At 72.5% G+C, this 14,560-nt stretch carries 14 protein-coding genes; 10 read left to right on the top strand and 4 right to left on the bottom strand.

The features are described 5' to 3' along the window. Positions 1–12: 12 nt before the first annotated feature. Positions 13–1,218, bottom strand: coding sequence for a NosD domain-containing protein (locus tag ACFY3U_RS12415; protein ID WP_387199347.1), 1,206 nt, complete (start codon positions 1,216–1,218; stop codon positions 13–15). A 294-nt stretch (positions 1,219–1,512) separates the two neighbouring features. Further along, positions 1,513–1,716, bottom strand: a complete 204-nt coding sequence (locus tag ACFY3U_RS12410; protein ID WP_387199344.1) for a hypothetical protein — start codon at positions 1,714–1,716, stop codon at positions 1,513–1,515. 149 nt (positions 1,717–1,865) lie between these two features. On the opposite strand from ACFY3U_RS12410, the gene ACFY3U_RS12405 reads away from it, so the two are divergent. From ACFY3U_RS12405 to ACFY3U_RS12370, 8 genes are all read left to right on the top strand, one after another. Next, positions 1,866–2,879: a LacI family DNA-binding transcriptional regulator gene (locus ACFY3U_RS12405; RefSeq protein ID WP_387199341.1), complete on the top strand. Its 1,014-nt coding sequence runs from the start codon at positions 1,866–1,868 to the stop codon at positions 2,877–2,879. Positions 2,880–3,181: 302 nt separating this feature from the next. Next, on the top strand, positions 3,182–4,519 hold the full coding sequence (locus ACFY3U_RS12400) for an ABC transporter substrate-binding protein (RefSeq protein ID WP_387199338.1): 1,338 nt from the start codon (positions 3,182–3,184) through the stop codon (positions 4,517–4,519). Continuing rightward, positions 4,516–5,484, top strand: coding sequence for a carbohydrate ABC transporter permease (locus ACFY3U_RS12395; RefSeq protein WP_387199335.1), 969 nt, complete (start codon positions 4,516–4,518; stop codon positions 5,482–5,484). The genes ACFY3U_RS12400 and ACFY3U_RS12395 overlap by 4 nt, the downstream gene beginning before the upstream one ends. Beyond that, entirely contained in the window at positions 5,484–6,320 is an 837-nt protein-coding gene (locus tag ACFY3U_RS12390) for a carbohydrate ABC transporter permease (RefSeq protein ID WP_387199332.1), read from the top strand. The genes ACFY3U_RS12395 and ACFY3U_RS12390 overlap by 1 nt, the downstream gene beginning before the upstream one ends. A 51-nt stretch (positions 6,321–6,371) precedes the next feature. Then, the gene (locus ACFY3U_RS12385; protein WP_387199329.1) at positions 6,372–7,499 is read left to right on the top strand and encodes a glycoside hydrolase family 172 protein; all 1,128 of its coding nucleotides are present in this window, start codon (positions 6,372–6,374) and stop codon (positions 7,497–7,499) included. Positions 7,500–7,571: 72 nt separating this feature from the next. Further along, complete coding sequence (locus ACFY3U_RS12380; RefSeq protein WP_387199326.1) at positions 7,572–8,606, top strand: LacI family DNA-binding transcriptional regulator; 1,035 nt, start codon at positions 7,572–7,574, stop codon at positions 8,604–8,606. Positions 8,607–8,712: 106 nt separating this feature from the next. Next, entirely contained in the window at positions 8,713–9,786 is a 1,074-nt protein-coding gene (locus ACFY3U_RS12375) for a glycosyl hydrolase family 32 (protein WP_387199324.1), read from the top strand. A gap of 3 nt (positions 9,787–9,789) precedes the next feature. Beyond that, positions 9,790–10,728: a carbohydrate kinase gene (locus tag ACFY3U_RS12370; RefSeq protein ID WP_387199321.1), complete on the top strand. Its 939-nt coding sequence runs from the start codon at positions 9,790–9,792 to the stop codon at positions 10,726–10,728. Between the two features lie 163 nt (positions 10,729–10,891). Here ACFY3U_RS12370 and ACFY3U_RS12365 read toward each other — a convergent pair whose 3' ends face one another. Both ACFY3U_RS12365 and ACFY3U_RS12360 read right to left on the bottom strand, forming a co-directional pair. Continuing rightward, positions 10,892–11,749, bottom strand: a complete 858-nt coding sequence (locus tag ACFY3U_RS12365; RefSeq protein ID WP_387199318.1) for a class I SAM-dependent methyltransferase — start codon at positions 11,747–11,749, stop codon at positions 10,892–10,894. A 66-nt stretch (positions 11,750–11,815) separates the two neighbouring features. Continuing rightward, entirely contained in the window at positions 11,816–12,592 is a 777-nt protein-coding gene (locus ACFY3U_RS12360) for a TetR/AcrR family transcriptional regulator (protein ID WP_387199315.1), read from the bottom strand. 86 nt (positions 12,593–12,678) lie between these two features. Between ACFY3U_RS12360 and ACFY3U_RS12355 the strand changes: the two genes are divergently transcribed. Both ACFY3U_RS12355 and ACFY3U_RS12350 read left to right on the top strand, forming a co-directional pair. Further along, the gene (locus tag ACFY3U_RS12355; RefSeq protein ID WP_387199312.1) at positions 12,679–13,623 is read left to right on the top strand and encodes an ATP-binding cassette domain-containing protein; all 945 of its coding nucleotides are present in this window, start codon (positions 12,679–12,681) and stop codon (positions 13,621–13,623) included. Next, complete coding sequence (locus tag ACFY3U_RS12350) at positions 13,620–14,438, top strand: ABC transporter permease (RefSeq protein ID WP_387199308.1); 819 nt, start codon at positions 13,620–13,622, stop codon at positions 14,436–14,438. Before ACFY3U_RS12355 ends, ACFY3U_RS12350 begins: the two co-directional genes overlap by 4 nt. Positions 14,439–14,560: the final 122 nt, after the last annotated feature.

The following is a 14,560-nucleotide window of genomic DNA, read 5'->3' as shown; positions in this document are numbered from 1 at the left end:
CGCGCCGCCGGGTCACGGCGTGGCCCGGAAGGCGTAGCTGCCGGTGTACGCCTGGAACTGGGCGGCGGTGCCGCTGTCCAGCACCCGGGTTCCGGTGCTGGTGGCGTCGAGCACGACCGTCTTCACCGCCACGTTGGCCACCACGTGGTTGGTGGCGATCACGTTGCCGGCGCCGGAGGCGACCAGGATCATCGTCGGGGTCGCGCCGGCCGGGGCGATCTTCGCCGGGTCGACGTACCAGGCGATCAGGTTCCCGGTGACCAGGTTGTTGTCGCCGCGCAGCTGGATCACGCCGAACAGGTCGTCGCGGCCGTTGCCGTACGGCTGCATCGGCCCCCAGGGCTCCGCCTCCCGGCGCAGGTGGTTGCCGCTGATCAGGTTCTCCTTGTTCAGCCCCTCGAAGGTGATCATGCCGGGGTAGAAGCCGTGCAGCCGGTTCGCGCTGATCGACGAGCGGTTGGTGTTCTTGAACTGGATGGCGCTCTTGCCCCGGGGGAAGATGTTGTTCGCGGTGACCAGCAGCCCCTCGTGCCCCTCGGCGAAGAGCGAGTAGCCGACATAGCCGGCGCCGATCAGGTTGTCGGTGACCTTGGAGGCCTGACCGCTGCCGATCAGCTCGACGCAGTTGCCGCACTCGGCGATGAAGTTGTCGCTGACGCTCAGCGCGTCGGCGTCCCGGACGACCAGGGCGCGCTCCAGGTAGACGAAGCCCATCCGCTCGATCCGGAAGGCGTCGTTGGCGGTGTCGACCAGGATGCCCACCCGGCCGTTGCGGTACGAGTTCTGGTTCGGGGTGAAGCTGACCCCGTCGAGGCAGAAGTTCTCGAAGACCACCGAGCTGAGCCGGGGGTTGCCGGCGCGGGCCACCCGGAACGCCTCGGCCTGCCCGTCGGTGTTCTGCACCCGGATCCGGCTGCCGCCGGGCCAGATCTCCCACCACGACGAGGTGTCGCCGGAGTTGTAGCGGATGCTGGAGGAGGTGAAGCCGTGCCCGGAGCCCTTGATCGTCAGGTAGCTGACGTCCACGGTGACCCGGGTCTTCAGTGGATAGTCGCCGGGCGGCAGGTAGATCACCGCGCCGGGCTTGCTGCCCTGGCTCGGCTGGCTGGCCTTGACGTCGGCGATGATGCTGTTGATCACGGCACCGACGTCGGTGTAACAGGTGACGGCGGGGTTGCCGGGCACGGTCCAGGTGGTCACGTCGTACACGGTCGACATGGGACTTCCCTTGGCTCGGGGACGGGACGGGGCGCACTCCACCGGCCGCCGGCGCGGATCGGACGTACCGGTGGCCGTCGCCCACCGGCGACGGAAGCGCCGGCAGGCGGGGTGCGGTTACGCGGGGTGCGGGATGACTCGGCGACCCGAAACGGGCCGCCCTGGTGTGGCACGCGGTCAGCGGGGATGCGAAACGAGCGATCTTGGCGAGTTGTGGTCAGCTGCGAACTGTCAGCTGCGAACCACAGGTCGCCGAGATCTACCCGTGGCGGCCCGCGGGGCGGGGCGTGCGGGTCAGAGCACGCCGATGAGGTGGGCGTGGGTGGGCCGCGCCGGCACGGCGGCCCGCGTGGCCGGGGTCGGGCGGTCGGACCGATCGGGGGTCGCGGTGGTGGACGGCGCGGCGGTGGCGGGGGCGGCGAGGGCCGCCGGAGCGGCGACGGCGCCGAGGGCGAGGGCCCGCAGCAGGGTACGGCGGGGCAGGTGGCGGTCAGTCATGGAACTCTCCGGGGGTCAGGTGGCGCCGGCACGGTGGCCGGAACGAGCGGGGAGAGCGAAACAACCGGGCAACGCGGCGTTAACACGTGTTAGTACTCGCCCTCGCCGAGTCCTGTCAAGACACTGACCGCTACCGATAGGCTCGGCCGGTGACCGGCCCACACCCCGCCCGACCGTCCCAGCAGGACGTGGCCCGGCTGGCCGGCGTCTCCCGTACGACGGTGTCGTTCGTGGTCAACGAGGTCGCCGGGGTGGCCATCCCCGAGGCAACCCGGGCGAAGGTCTGGGCGGCGGTCGAGCAGCTCGGCTTCCGCCCGAACGAGCTGGCCCGGGGGCTGCGCTCCCGGCGCAGCGGGGTGCTCGGGCTGGTCACCGACGCGATCGCCACCACGCCGTACGCGGTGGGCATCATCGCCGGCGCCCAGGAGACCGCGGCCCGGCACGGGCGCACCCTGCTCATCGTGGACACCGACAGCGGCCCGGGTTCACTGCTCGACACCGCAGCCACGATGACCCGCTGGCAGGTCGAGGGCCTGCTGATCGCCACCGACCACCACCGCGAGGTGACCCTGGCCGGTGACCTCGCCGACCTGCCGCCGACCGTCCTGGTCGACTGCGTCGACACCGAGCGGCGGCTGCCCGCGGTGGTGCCCGACGAGCGGCAGGGCGGCCGGCTCGCCACCGACACCCTGCTGGCCGCCGGCCACACCCGGATCGGGCTGGTCAACGGCCCGGCCCACTACCCGGCCTCGGCCGGGCGGCTGGCCGGCTGGCGGGACGCGCACACCGCGGTCGGGCTCGCGATCGACGACCGGTTGGTGCGTACCGGCGACTGGTGGCAGGAGTCCGGCCACGCCGGCGCCGCCGCGCTGCTCGACCTGGCCGACCCGCCGACCGCGCTGTTCTGCGCCAACGACTGGATGGCGATGGGCGCGTACGACCTGCTGCGCGAGCGGGGGCTGCGGATCCCGGGGGACGTCGCGGTGGTCGGCTTCGACAACCGCGAGGAGATCGCCGCGCACCTGCGCCCGGCGCTGACCACCGTCGCCCTGCCGTACCGCGAGATGGGCCGCCGCGCGGTGGACCACCTGGTCGGCGCCACCCCCCTCCCGCCCGGCGTCACCCCCCTCCCCTGCCCCCTGATCCCCCGCCACTCCACCTGACCCGGCCGCCCCGCCCCACCCCCGTCCGCGCCGATCTAGGGCGAGTGGCGGTGAGTTGATCTCCAACCACGACATCTATCCCTAGATCGGCGAGGGCGGGCGAGGGCGGGCGAGGGCGGGCGAGGGCCGCGGTCGGGGCGGCGGGAATTTACCGGACTGACACTTGACCGCCACGGAAGGCGCTCTTACGCTCTGCCAAAAGCTTTTGCCAAAAGGTTTTGGCACAAGGCCTCACCCACTCCACCATGCGCTCCGGCGCGCGCCCCCACGCGCCCCGGCCACCCCTGAAACGGAGCACAACCATGGCCTCTGAGGGCTTCGGATCGACAACCGGCCGCTGGCACCGCCGCGGCTTCCTCGGCCTGACCGCCGGCGCCGGCGCGGCGGCGCTGCTCGGCACCGCGGCCTGCGGCGCGGGCGGCGACAGCGGCGGCGGCGCCGGTGACTCCGGCGGCGACAAGACCCTGACCGTGGCCTGCGAGGGCGGCGGCAAGATCGAGCTGCAGCCGGTCGCGGACAAGTTCAAGCAGGACACCGCCACCACCGTCAACCTGGTCGAGCTGCCCTACGAGGGGCTGTTCAACCGGCTGACCAGCGAGCTGTCCAGCGGCAAGGCCTCCTTCGACGTCTGCGCGGTCGACGCGGTGTGGATCCCGCTGTTCGCCGGCAAGCTGGCCGGGCTGGACGACCTGTTCACCGCCGACGTCAAGAACGACCTCTTCCCCGCGCTGGTCCAGGAGGCCCAGAACGGCGGCAAGTTCATCGGCATGCCGGTCTGGACCAACAGCGAGATCCTCTTCTACCGCAAGGACCTCTTCGAGGACGCCAAGGAGAAGGCCGCCTTCCAGAAGAAGTACGGCTACCCGCTCGCCCCGCCCACCACCTGGCAGCAGTTCACCGACATCGCCACCTTCTTCACCCGGCCCGACCAGAAGCTCTACGGCACCGACGTCAAGGGCGCGGTGGAGACCGAGTGGCTGGCGCACGTGCTGCAGGCCGGCTCCCCCGGCGTGGTCCTCGACGACAGCGGCAAGGTGATCGTCGACAACGCCCAGCACCTGGCCGCGCTGACCTTCTACGCCGACCTCAACAACAAGCACAAGGTCGCCCCGGCGGGCGCCGCGCAGACCGACTGGAGCGCCGCGCAGAACCTGTTCAACCAGGGCCAGACCGCGATGACCCGGTTCTGGGCGCACGCGTACCGGCAGATCCCGGCCGACGCGAAGGTCGCCGGCAAGGTCGGGGCCGCGCCGATGGTCGGCGGCACCGCCGGCGTCGCCGGCATCCCCGGCCCGTGGTACCTGTCGATCCCCTCCGGCGGCGGCAAGGCCGACCTGGCCAAGCAGTTCATCAAGGCGGCGTACGACAACAACGCGCTGAGCATCGAGACCACGCTCGGCCTGGCCGCCCGCAAGTCGGCGTACCAGTCGTTCGCCGAGAAGCCCGGCTTCGAGTCGTTCGCCCCGCTGCTGGCCACGCTGAACGCCAGCGCCACCAAGCCGCGCCCGGCCAGCCCGCACTGGCAGCGGATCGTGGACAGCGTCCTGGTACCCACCATCCAGAAGGCGCTCACCCCGGGCGCCGACTACGCCGCCCTGCTCAAGGCCGCCCGCACCCAGATCGAGGGCATCATCAAATGAGTTCGACAGCGCAGGCAGCACCGCCGCGGACCGACCCGCGTACGCCGGTCCCGGCCGGTCGGCGCGGGTCCCGCGCCCGGCGCGGGCTGTCGGACGCCGGGTACGCCACCCTGCTCGCCGCGCCGGCCGCGGTGGTGCTGCTCGCGCTGGTCGGCTGGCCGCTGGTCAAGCTGGCCGTGGACAGCCTCTACACCGGCTCCGGCCTGGGTGACGGGCGCAGCTTCACCGGGCTGGACAACTACCTCACCGCGCTGACCGACCCGGGCATCCGGGCGGCGGCGGGGCGGACCCTGGCGTACACGGTCATCGTGGTGACGGCTGAGCTGGTGCTCGGCCTGGCGGTGGCGCTGCTGTTCCACCGGCTCGGCCCGAAGGCCCGGATCCTGCAGACGCTGTTCCTCTATCCGCTGATGATCGCGCCGGTGGTCGCCGGCCTGCTCTGGCGGTTCCTGATGATCGACAACGTCGGCATCGTCAACGAGCTGCTCACCCGGGTCGGCATCCTGGACAACCCGGGTGACGTCTCCTGGCTCAGCGACCCGGACCTGGTGCTCTTCTCGGTGGCGCTGCCGGACATCTGGCTGACCACCTCGTTCATGACCCTGGTGCTCTACGCCGGGCTGCAGGCCATCCCACCGGACCTGTACGAGGCGGCCCGCCTCGACGGCGCCCGTGGTCTGCGGCTGCTGTTCAGCGTGACCCTGCCGCTGCTGCGGCCGGTGATCGCGGTGGCGCTGATCATCCGGGGCGTGGACGCCGCCCGGGCGTTCGACGTGATCCTCATCCAGACCGACGGTGGCCCGCAGTCCGCCTCCGAGACGTTGAGCCTGACCATCTACAAGACGATGGTCAGCTACAACGACCCGGGCACGGCCGCCGCCACCAGCACGCTGTTCATGATCGTGATGATGGCGGTGGCGATGGTCGCGGTGCTGACCATCTGGCGCCCGGGCAAGGAGTCCTGATGTCACACCTGCTCGCCGCCAGGATCCGGACCGGGCTGCTCTGGGTCGCCGCCGTCGCGGTCGTGGTGGTGTACGGCTTCCCCTTCGTCTACCTGGTGCTCACCTCGTTCAAGCCGGCCGTGGACGCCATCGCGGTGCCGCCGACCGTGCTGCCGCAGCGGTTCAGCCTGGACAACTACGTCACCGCGCTGAACCGGCCCGGGGTCACCGCGTCGTTCATCAACAGCGTCACCACCGCGCTGATCGCCACGCTGCTGTCGATGGCCCTGGCCATCCCGGCGGCGTGGGGCATCACCCGCTACCGGACCCGCACCGGTCGGGTGCTGATGGCCGGCTCGCTGCTGGTCCGGATGGCGCCCGCGGTGGCGATCGGCATCCCGCTGGTCACCATCCTCGGCGCGGTGGGGCTCACCGACACCCCGACCGGCCTGGCCCTGGCCCAGACCACGGTGGCGCTGCCGCTGTCGATCTGGCTGCTGGCCAGCTTCTTCGAGGGGGTGCCGCGGGAGATCGAGGAGGCAGCCCTGGTGGACGGCTGCGGCCGGTTCTCCGCGCTGCTGCGGGTGATCCTGCCGGTGGTCTCCGGCGGGGTCGCGGTCACCGCCATCTTCGCCTTCCTCGCCTCCTGGAACGAGTTCCTCTTCGCCCTGCTGCTCACCTCGATCCGGGCCCAGACCACGCCGATCGCGATCGCCAACTTCCAGAGCCAGTTCGGCCTCGACTGGGGCCCGATGACGGCGCTGGCCACGCTCTACTCCGTACCCGCGGTCGTCCTGACGCTGCTGCTGCAGCGGCGGATCGTCGCCGGGCTCAGCCTCGGCGCGGTCAAGGGCTGACCGTCCGCTCCCCCTCGCACCGACAGCACAACCCCCTTGAAAGGAAACACCATGTCGTTCTGGCGACCCACCAGCCCGCTGGCGGGCCTCACCCGGGTCAAGGCCGGCCGCTCCAAGCGCGAGTCGAGCTGGGACCGCACCGGCGGCAACCGCGACTTCGCCGTCGTGCCGCCGGGCGAGACCCACGTGCTGGCCGACATCACCGGCACCGGCGTCATCGAGCACATCTGGCTGACCACCCGCTGCTACTCGGAGAAGTACCTGCGCAAGCTGGTCATCGAGATGTACTGGGACGGCGAGGAGAACCCGAGCGTCCGCTCGCCGCTGGGCGACTTCTTCGGCGTCGGACACGCCACCTGCACGCACTACGTGTCGCTGCCGCTGAGCATGGTGTTCGGCCCGCGTCGCGGCCCGAAGGGCCCGTTCGCCGCCGCGATGAACTCGTACTTCCCGATGCCGTTCGGCAAGTCCGCGAAGATCGTCATCCGCAACGAGTCGGACAAGCCGATCGAGAACCTCTTCTACTACGTCGACTACGACCTGACCGACGAGGCGAAGCCGGACGACGTGGCGTACTTCCACGCGTACTACCGGCAGGAGAAGCCGTGCACCCCGGTGCCGAACGGGCTCGCCCCGGGCGAGGTGCCGAACCCGTGGGACCTGCCGGGCGTCAACCTGACCGGCGACGACAACTACGTCATCCTGGACACCGACGGCGGCGCCGGGCACTACGTGGGCTGCGTGCTGAGCATCGACAACCACAACGCCTCGAACCAGCCGTACACCTGGCCGGGCGAGGGCGACGACATGATCTTCATCGACGGTGAGCAGTGGCCGCCGTCGCTGCACGGCACCGGAACCGAGGACTACTTCAACGCCGCCTGGGGCTTCCCCAGCGGGGCGTACGCCGGGCCGTATCACGGCATCAGCCTGGCCAGCAGCCCGCAGGAGCACTTCGGACTGTGGAGCATGTACCGGTTCCACATCGAGGACCCGGTGCGCTTCTCCAAGTCGATCAGGGTGACCATCGAGCACGGGCACGCCAACGACCAGGGCAACGACTTCTCGTCCGTGGCGTACTGGTACCAGCACCACCCGCACAAGCCGCTGCCCGAGCTGCCGCCGGTCGACGAGCGCCTGCCGCGCCGCTGGCCCGAGCACGGCCTGTGGGACGAGTGACCGGTCCGATACCGTTGGTCGGTCGTCCACTCCGGACGGCCGGCCCGAGGCGAGCAGTGCGGTGATGAGCTGATGGGACCCAGGGTGAGCATCCGGGACGTGGCCGCGGCGGCGGGTGTCTCGGTGACCACCGTGTCCCACGTGCTCAACAACAAGTCCGGCACCCGGGTCAGCCCGGAGACCCGCGAACGCGTCGAGTCGGCGGCCCGCCAGCTCGGCTACGCGGCGAACGGGCTGGCCCGGGGGCTGCGGCTGCAACGGTCGCACACCCTGGGCCTGCTCAGCGACGTCATCGCCACCACCCCGCACGCCGGGCGGATCATCCTCGGCGCGCAGGAGACGGCCTCGGCGCGCGGCTGGGTGCTCATGCTGCTCACCACCGGGGCCGACCCGGAGGTGGAGCGGCGGGAGATCCAGGCGCTCGCACAGCACCGGGTGGACGGCGTGCTCTACGCGACGATGTACCACCAGGTGGTGCGGGTGCCGAACGAGCTGCGCCCGCTGCCGGTGGTGCTGCTCGACGCCAGCAGCCCCGACGCCAGCCTGCCGTCGGTGGTGCCGGACGAGACCGGTGGCGGGCGGGTGGCCGTCCGCGAGCTGCTCACCGCCGGCCACCGGCGGATCGGCTTCGTGACCAACACCGACGACATCCCGGCCACCCGCGGCCGGCTGCTGGGTTACCAGGAGGCGCTGCGGGAGGCCGGGGTGCCGTTCCGGCCCGAGCTGGTGCTCGCCGAGGAGTCCGACACCCACGGCGGCTACCGCGCGGCCCGGGAGCTGCTCGACCGGCCGGAGCGACCCACCGCGCTGTTCTGCTTCAACGACCGGATGGCGATGGGCGCCTACCGGGCGGCCACCGAACTGGGCCTGCGGATCCCCGCCGACCTGTCGGTGGTCGGCTTCGACAACCAGGAGCTCATCGCCGAGGGGCTGCACCCCGGTCTGACCACCGTGGCGCTGCCGCACTACGAGATGGGCGTCTGGGCCGTGGACACCATGGTCGAGCTGCTCAACCATCCCAAGGGGGCCCGCCGGCGCACCGCCCGGCAGGTCGTCATGCCCTGCCCGCTGGTCCGCCGCGACTCCGTCGCCGCGCCGCCCGCCTGACCTTCCCCGTACCCCGTCGGTCTCCCCCACCGACGGCTGCCGCGCCGCACCCGCGTGCGGCGACCGAGCCCCCGCCGCCCCCGGGCGGCGCCCGAAAGGACCCACCGTGCTGCGACTTCCCGACGCCTGGATCTGGGACTTCTGGTTCGCCCGCGAGGGCGACACCCACCACCTGTACTTCCTGCGCGCCTCCCGCGCCCTGGGCGACCCGGACCGCCGGCACTTCCGCGCCAGCGTCGGCCACGCCGTCTCCACCGACCTGCGCACCTGGACCCAGCTCGCCGACGCGCTGGTGCCGGCCGACCGGCCGGCCTTCGACGACGTGGCCACCTGGACCGGCTCGGTGCTGCCCGGCCCGGACGGCCGGTGGTACATGTTCTACACCGGCGCGGGCAGCACCGAACGGGCCCTGGTGCAGCGGATCGGCCTGGCCACCTCCGCCGACCTGATGACCTGGGAGCGGCACCCGACCTCCCCGGTGCTCACCGCCGCCGGCCGCTGGTACGAGCGGTTCGGCGACTCGACCTGGCAGGACGAGGCCTGGCGGGACCCGTGGGTGTTCGCCGACCCGGACGGCGACGGCTGGCACATGCTGATCACCGCCCGGGCCAACGAGGGACCGGTCGACGACCGGGGCGTGATCGCGCACGCCCGCTCGCACGACCTGGTGCACTGGGAGGCGCAGCCACCGGTCACCGCGCCCGGCAGCGGCTTCGGTCACCTGGAGGTGCCGCAGGTCGAGATCGTCGACGGCCGACCGATCCTGATCTTCTCCTGCCTGCACGACCAGCTCGCCGAGCGGTGCCGCGACGCCCGCGCCTGCGGGGTGTGGGCGGTGCCGGGCGACTCGCTGCTCGGCCCGTTCGACGCGACGAAGGCGCAGCAGCTAACCGACGACAGTCTCTACAGTGGACGACTGGTCCGCGACGCGGACGGCGCCTGGCAGCTGCTGGCGTTCCTCAACCACGACGAGGACGGCCGGTTCGTCGGCGAGCTGAGCGACCCGATCCCGGTCCGGGTGCTCGCCGACGGCACGGTGCTGCTCGGCGACGCCGAGCCGGGCACGCCGTACTCGGTGCACGGTCGCCGGGACGTCGCGCCGGACCCGGCGCAGGCCGGCCCGACCGCGCCGACCCAGCAGCAGGCGGCCCGGGTGGACGCCGTCGCGGCGGGGGCCTGAGCGGTGCTGACCGTGCTCGGCGAGGCCGTGATCGACCTCGCACCGTCCGGGAGCGGCGACCTGTTCGCCGCCCACCCGGGCGGCAGCCCGCTGAACGTCGCGGTGGGGCTGGCCCGACTCGGCCGCCCCACCCGGATGCTGGCCCGGTTCTCCCGCACCGCCTTCGGGCACCGGCTGCGGGCGCACGCCGAGGCCAACGGGGTGGACCTGACCGCGGCGGTGACCGACGACCGGCCGGCCACCCTCGCGGTGGTGTCGCTGGGTGCCACGGGGGCGGCCAGCTACGACTTCTACCTGGACGGCACGGCCGACTGGCACTGGACGGCGGACGAACTGGCCGGACTGCCCGCCGGCACCCGGGTGCTGCACACCGGCTCGCTGGCGGCTCTGCTGCCGCCCGCGGCGGACCGGGTGGCCGAGCTGCTGGCCCGGGAACACGCCGCGGGTGGGGTGCTGATCAGCCTCGACCCGAACGTCCGCCCGGCCGTGCTCGCCGACCCGGAGGGCGCCCGCCGCCGGCTGCTCGCCCTGGCCCGGCACGCCCACCTGGTCAAGGCCAGCGACGAGGACCTGGCCTGGCTCTTCCCGGGCTCGTCGGTGGCCGAGGCCGCGCAGGCCCTGCGCGATCTGGGGGTACGCCTGGTCGTGGTGACCCGGGGCGCGGAAGGCTCGTACGCGCTCACCGCCGGGGTACGGCTGGACCACCCGGCCCGCCGGGTGCCGGTGGTGGACACCGTCGGCGCCGGCGACGCCTTCACGGCGGGCCTGCTCGACGCCCTGGTCGAGGCCGGCGCGGCCGACCCGTCGGCGGTCGGCGCGCTGACCGAGGCGCGGCTGCGCGCGGTGCTCGACCGGGCCACCCGGGTCGCCGCGATCACCTGCACCCGCCCCGGCGCGGACCCACCCCGCCGCGCCGACCTGGATGCCCTCGCCACGGCCTGACCAGTACGCCCCTCCGACCCGCGGCCTCCCGGTCCCGCCCGGCGGCCGCCTCCCGGCGGGCAACGCCGGCACGGCGGGCAACGCCGGCACGGCGGCACGGCGGCTCTCGCTGGGATCTTGGCGAGTTGTGGTTCACCGCGAACCACAACTCGCCAAGATCTCGTCACTGTCCGAGGGTGAAGTGCCAGACGATGGCGGCGGGGGTGCCGGTGTAGGCGACGTCCGCGGCTTCCGGGCACCACCGCCGGGCCTCCGGGCCGCCGGCGTACTCACTGGTCGGCCAGCCCGGCTCGGCGCAGGCCCGCACCCGCAGCCCGGCCGCCAGCGCTGCGGTGAGGTAATCGGCGGCCGAGCGCCGGTACGCCGGCAGCAGGCCGACCCGACCGTCCGGCCCGACCGCCTGCGCCACCCCACCCAGGTAGAGCGCGAGCAGGTGCACGTCGGAGACGACCAGGTGGCCACCCGGACGCAGCACCCGGGCGAACTCCGCCAGCACCGGTGCCAGCTCCGCCACGTGGGCGAGGGCGAGACCGCAGACCACCAGGTCGACGGCCCCGTCGGGCACCGGCAGTCGGCGCAGGTCACCGACGACGAACCCGGCCTCGGGCACGTTCACCCGGGCCCGGTCCAGCATCGCCGGCGAGCTGTCCACGCCGACCACGGTGTGCCCGCGGGCGATCAGGTGGGCGGCGTGCCGGCCGGTCCCGCAGGCGGCGTCGAGCGCCCGCCCCGGCGGCAACCCGTCCAGGATCGCCCGGACCACCGGCTGCTCCACCTCGATCAGCGGGTTGCCCGGCTGGTCGTACGTCGCCGCCCAGGCCCGGTAGCCGTCGATCGTGCCGACCGCGCCGCGCTCGACGCCCTCGCCTACAGCCGGTGCCGCCTCGTCGAGCAGCCGGCGCACCTCCGTCAGGCGCGCTTCGACGAACTCCCGGTCCAGGCCGTCGTCGCCGGCCGTGGCCCGCAGCAGGGCCACGCCCTCCAGGCCGATCAGGAACGCGAGGGGATGCTGGTAGGTCACCGCCGGACGGTAGCCGGGACGCCCCTTGGGATCGACAGGTTTACCGGCTCCTCGCATTGGGGGTGCTCAATCGCCACTTTCCGCAATGGCTGGGGAGTCAGCCTCGGGTGCCTCGGAGAATCGGCCGTTCGATAGGAGGGCGGCGGCGATGCAGCTGAGGACGCGCTGGAGCCCGTGCCGGAACTGGTCGTCGCGGCTCAGGTGGGGCTGGCGTGCCTCCAGCACGATCTTGGCGAAGATCGGGTAGTCCCCGCTCCTTACCAGCCGGTCGACGTACGGATGGCGACGCGCCATCCACTCCGACTCGGTGAGCCCGCTGCGGCGGAATTCCTCGGCCGCGCTGATCTCCTCGCGGGTGGCGCCCTCGACGAAGTTGTTCAGCAGCGCGATAAGGCCGAGGTTCTCGTCGATGGGGACGTGGGGGTCGAACACTCCCATCAGCCGTTCGATCAGAAGCAGCTGGTTGGGGCCGAAGCTGGGGAGTGACCGCTGCACGCTCGCGATCCAGGGGTGCCGGCGCCACATGGCCCGGAGCCCTTCGGCGTAGCGGGTCAGGTCGGTGCGCCAGTCGTCCGACGGCATGCCCGTGACGTCGACCTCGCCCGTCACCCGGTCGGCCATGAGGTCGACCAGGTCGTCGCGGCTCGGGACGTATCGGTAGAGGGACATCGCGCCGGCGCCGATCTCGGCGGCGATCCGCCGCATGGTGGCGGCCTGCAACCCCTCGGCGTCGGCGATCCGAATCGCCGCCTCGGTGATCCGCGCCCGGCTGTAGGCCGGCTTCGGTCCGTAGGCCGGACGCTCGGGGCGCATCCAGATGTTCACGTACTTGGCGTCGGCCACCGTCCCACCCTCCTGGTTGCGTACACAGTACCCAGTCCCCTACTCTGGCCGCCACCACCGCGTACGACGTACCCAGTGAGGTGATCATGGCAGATTCGATCGTGGTCGCCGAAGGGCTGCACAAGTCCTTCGGTGACACCCATGCCCTACGGGGGCTGGATCTGAGCGTGCCGAGAGGGTCGGTCTGCGGCGTGCTCGGGCCGAACGGGGCGGGGAAGACAACGGCGGTGCGGATCCTGGCGACCCTGTCGGACCCCGATGCCGGGCAGGCCCGCGTCGCCGGATACGACGTCGTTCGCCAGGCTGGCAAGGTACGCGAGCGGATCGGACTCGCGGGTCAGTACGCCGCCGTGGACGAGAAGCTCACCGGCCGCGGCAACCTGCGCATGTTCGGGCGTCTCTACCACCTGTCCCGTCGCGAGGCGCACCGGCGGGCCGACGAACTGCTCGACCGCTTCGGCCTGCTGGACGCCGCCGACCGACCGGTCGCCGGCTACTCCGGGGGCATGCGCCGCCGCCTCGACCTGATCACCAGCCTCATCCTGCGCCCGGACGTGCTGTTCCTGGACGAGCCCTCCACCGGCCTCGACCCGCGGGGCCGCGGCGAGATCTGGGGCAGCATCCGCGAGCTGGTGGCCGACGGCACCACGGTGCTGCTCACCACGCAGCACCTGGAGGAGGCCGACCACCTGGCCGACGGCATCGCCGTCATCGACCGCGGGCAGGTGATCGCCAGGGGTTCACCGGACGAGCTCAAGGCCACGATCGGCGACCGGCTCGACGTCACCCTCGACGACCCCGCCACGATGGATGCGGCAGCGAGGGTCCTCAGCGCTCTGGCCGACGCCGCGCCCACGACCACCGCCGTCGACCGGCTCAGCATCGCCCTACCGGGCGGCAGCCGCCGGCTCGCCGACATCGTCCGCGAACTGGACCGTGCCGGAGTCGTAGCCGCCGACGTGAGCCTGCGCCGCCCCACCCTCGACGAGGTGTTCCTGCGCCTCACCGACCGCAGGGAGCCCGTTCGATGAGCACCCTCACCTCGCCACTGGGTCGCTTGGGCTGGACGATCGCCGACGGGCTGACCCTGATCGGCCGCGAGCTGGCACGGCTGCGGCAGGAGCCCGGGCAGATCGTCGCCGCGCTGGTCTTCCCGGTCATCATGGTGGTGCTGTTCGGGTACGTCTTCGGCAGCGCGATCCAGGTGCCGGACGGCGGCGACTACCGCGAATACCTGATGCCCGGCCTGTTCGCGATGGTGACCTTCTCCGCCTGGTCGGGGGTCATGACACGGACCGCCGGCGACGCCTCCCGCGGGGTGATGGACCGGTTCCGCTCCATGCCGATGGCGCGACTGGCGGTGCCGTTCGGGCAGACCGGCGCCGACCTGCTGATCGGCCTGCTGATGCTGGCCATCATGGTGGGTACGGGCATGCTGGTGGGTTGGCAGCCGCACCGCGGCCTGATCCCCACGGCGCTGGCGTTCCTGCTGATGATCGTCCTGCGGTACGCGTTGAGCTGGGTGGGGGTCTGTGTGGGCCTGGCGGTGAGGAACGAGCAGGTCGCCGACGCGATGGTGCCGCTGGGCCTGCCCTTCACGATGCTGTCGAACGCGTTCGTCCCGACCGGCGGAATGCCGGACTGGCTGCGCTTCCTGGCCGACTGGAACCCGGTGAGCGCGCTCACCGCCGCCGCACGGGAGCTGTTCGGCAACCCGGGCGCCCCGCCGGGAAACGTGGCCTGGCCACTCGCGCATCCGGTGCCCGCCGTCCTGCTCTGGTCGGCCGCGCTGCTGGTCATCTTCGTCCCGCTGTCACTTCGCGCCTACCTGCGCGGAGGGCGCTGAACGCTCCACGGCATCCGCGGGAAGCGTGCCCAACGCGGCTGCGGTGGGACCGCGCCCGGCGACCCCGTGACGCCGGCCGGCCGGCCCCACCGGCCGGACCCGGCTCCCTCACGCGGGCCGGG

The organism is Micromonospora sp. NPDC000089, assembly GCF_042899365.1.
In the GTDB taxonomy this organism is placed as follows: domain Bacteria; phylum Actinomycetota; class Actinomycetes; order Mycobacteriales; family Micromonosporaceae; genus Micromonospora.
Note: the sequence above shows the minus strand (reverse complement) of the source record. Positions and strands in the feature narration are given on the sequence as shown.

Coding starts and splice junctions, on each gene's coding strand:
- ACFY3U_RS12415 (WP_387199347.1), bottom strand. CDS start 1,218: ATGTCGACCGTGTACGACGTGACCACCTGGACCGTGCCCGGCAACCCC.
- ACFY3U_RS12410 (WP_387199344.1), bottom strand. CDS start 1,716: ATGACTGACCGCCACCTGCCCCGCCGTACCCTGCTGCGGGCCCTCGCC.
- ACFY3U_RS12400 (WP_387199338.1), top strand. CDS start 3,182: ATGGCCTCTGAGGGCTTCGGATCGACAACCGGCCGCTGGCACCGCCGC.
- ACFY3U_RS12395 (WP_387199335.1), top strand. CDS start 4,516: ATGAGTTCGACAGCGCAGGCAGCACCGCCGCGGACCGACCCGCGTACG.
- ACFY3U_RS12390 (WP_387199332.1), top strand. CDS start 5,484: ATGTCACACCTGCTCGCCGCCAGGATCCGGACCGGGCTGCTCTGGGTC.
- ACFY3U_RS12385 (WP_387199329.1), top strand. CDS start 6,372: ATGTCGTTCTGGCGACCCACCAGCCCGCTGGCGGGCCTCACCCGGGTC.
- ACFY3U_RS12380 (WP_387199326.1), top strand. CDS start 7,572: ATGGGACCCAGGGTGAGCATCCGGGACGTGGCCGCGGCGGCGGGTGTC.
- ACFY3U_RS12355 (WP_387199312.1), top strand. CDS start 12,679: ATGGCAGATTCGATCGTGGTCGCCGAAGGGCTGCACAAGTCCTTCGGT.
- ACFY3U_RS12350 (WP_387199308.1), top strand. CDS start 13,620: ATGAGCACCCTCACCTCGCCACTGGGTCGCTTGGGCTGGACGATCGCC.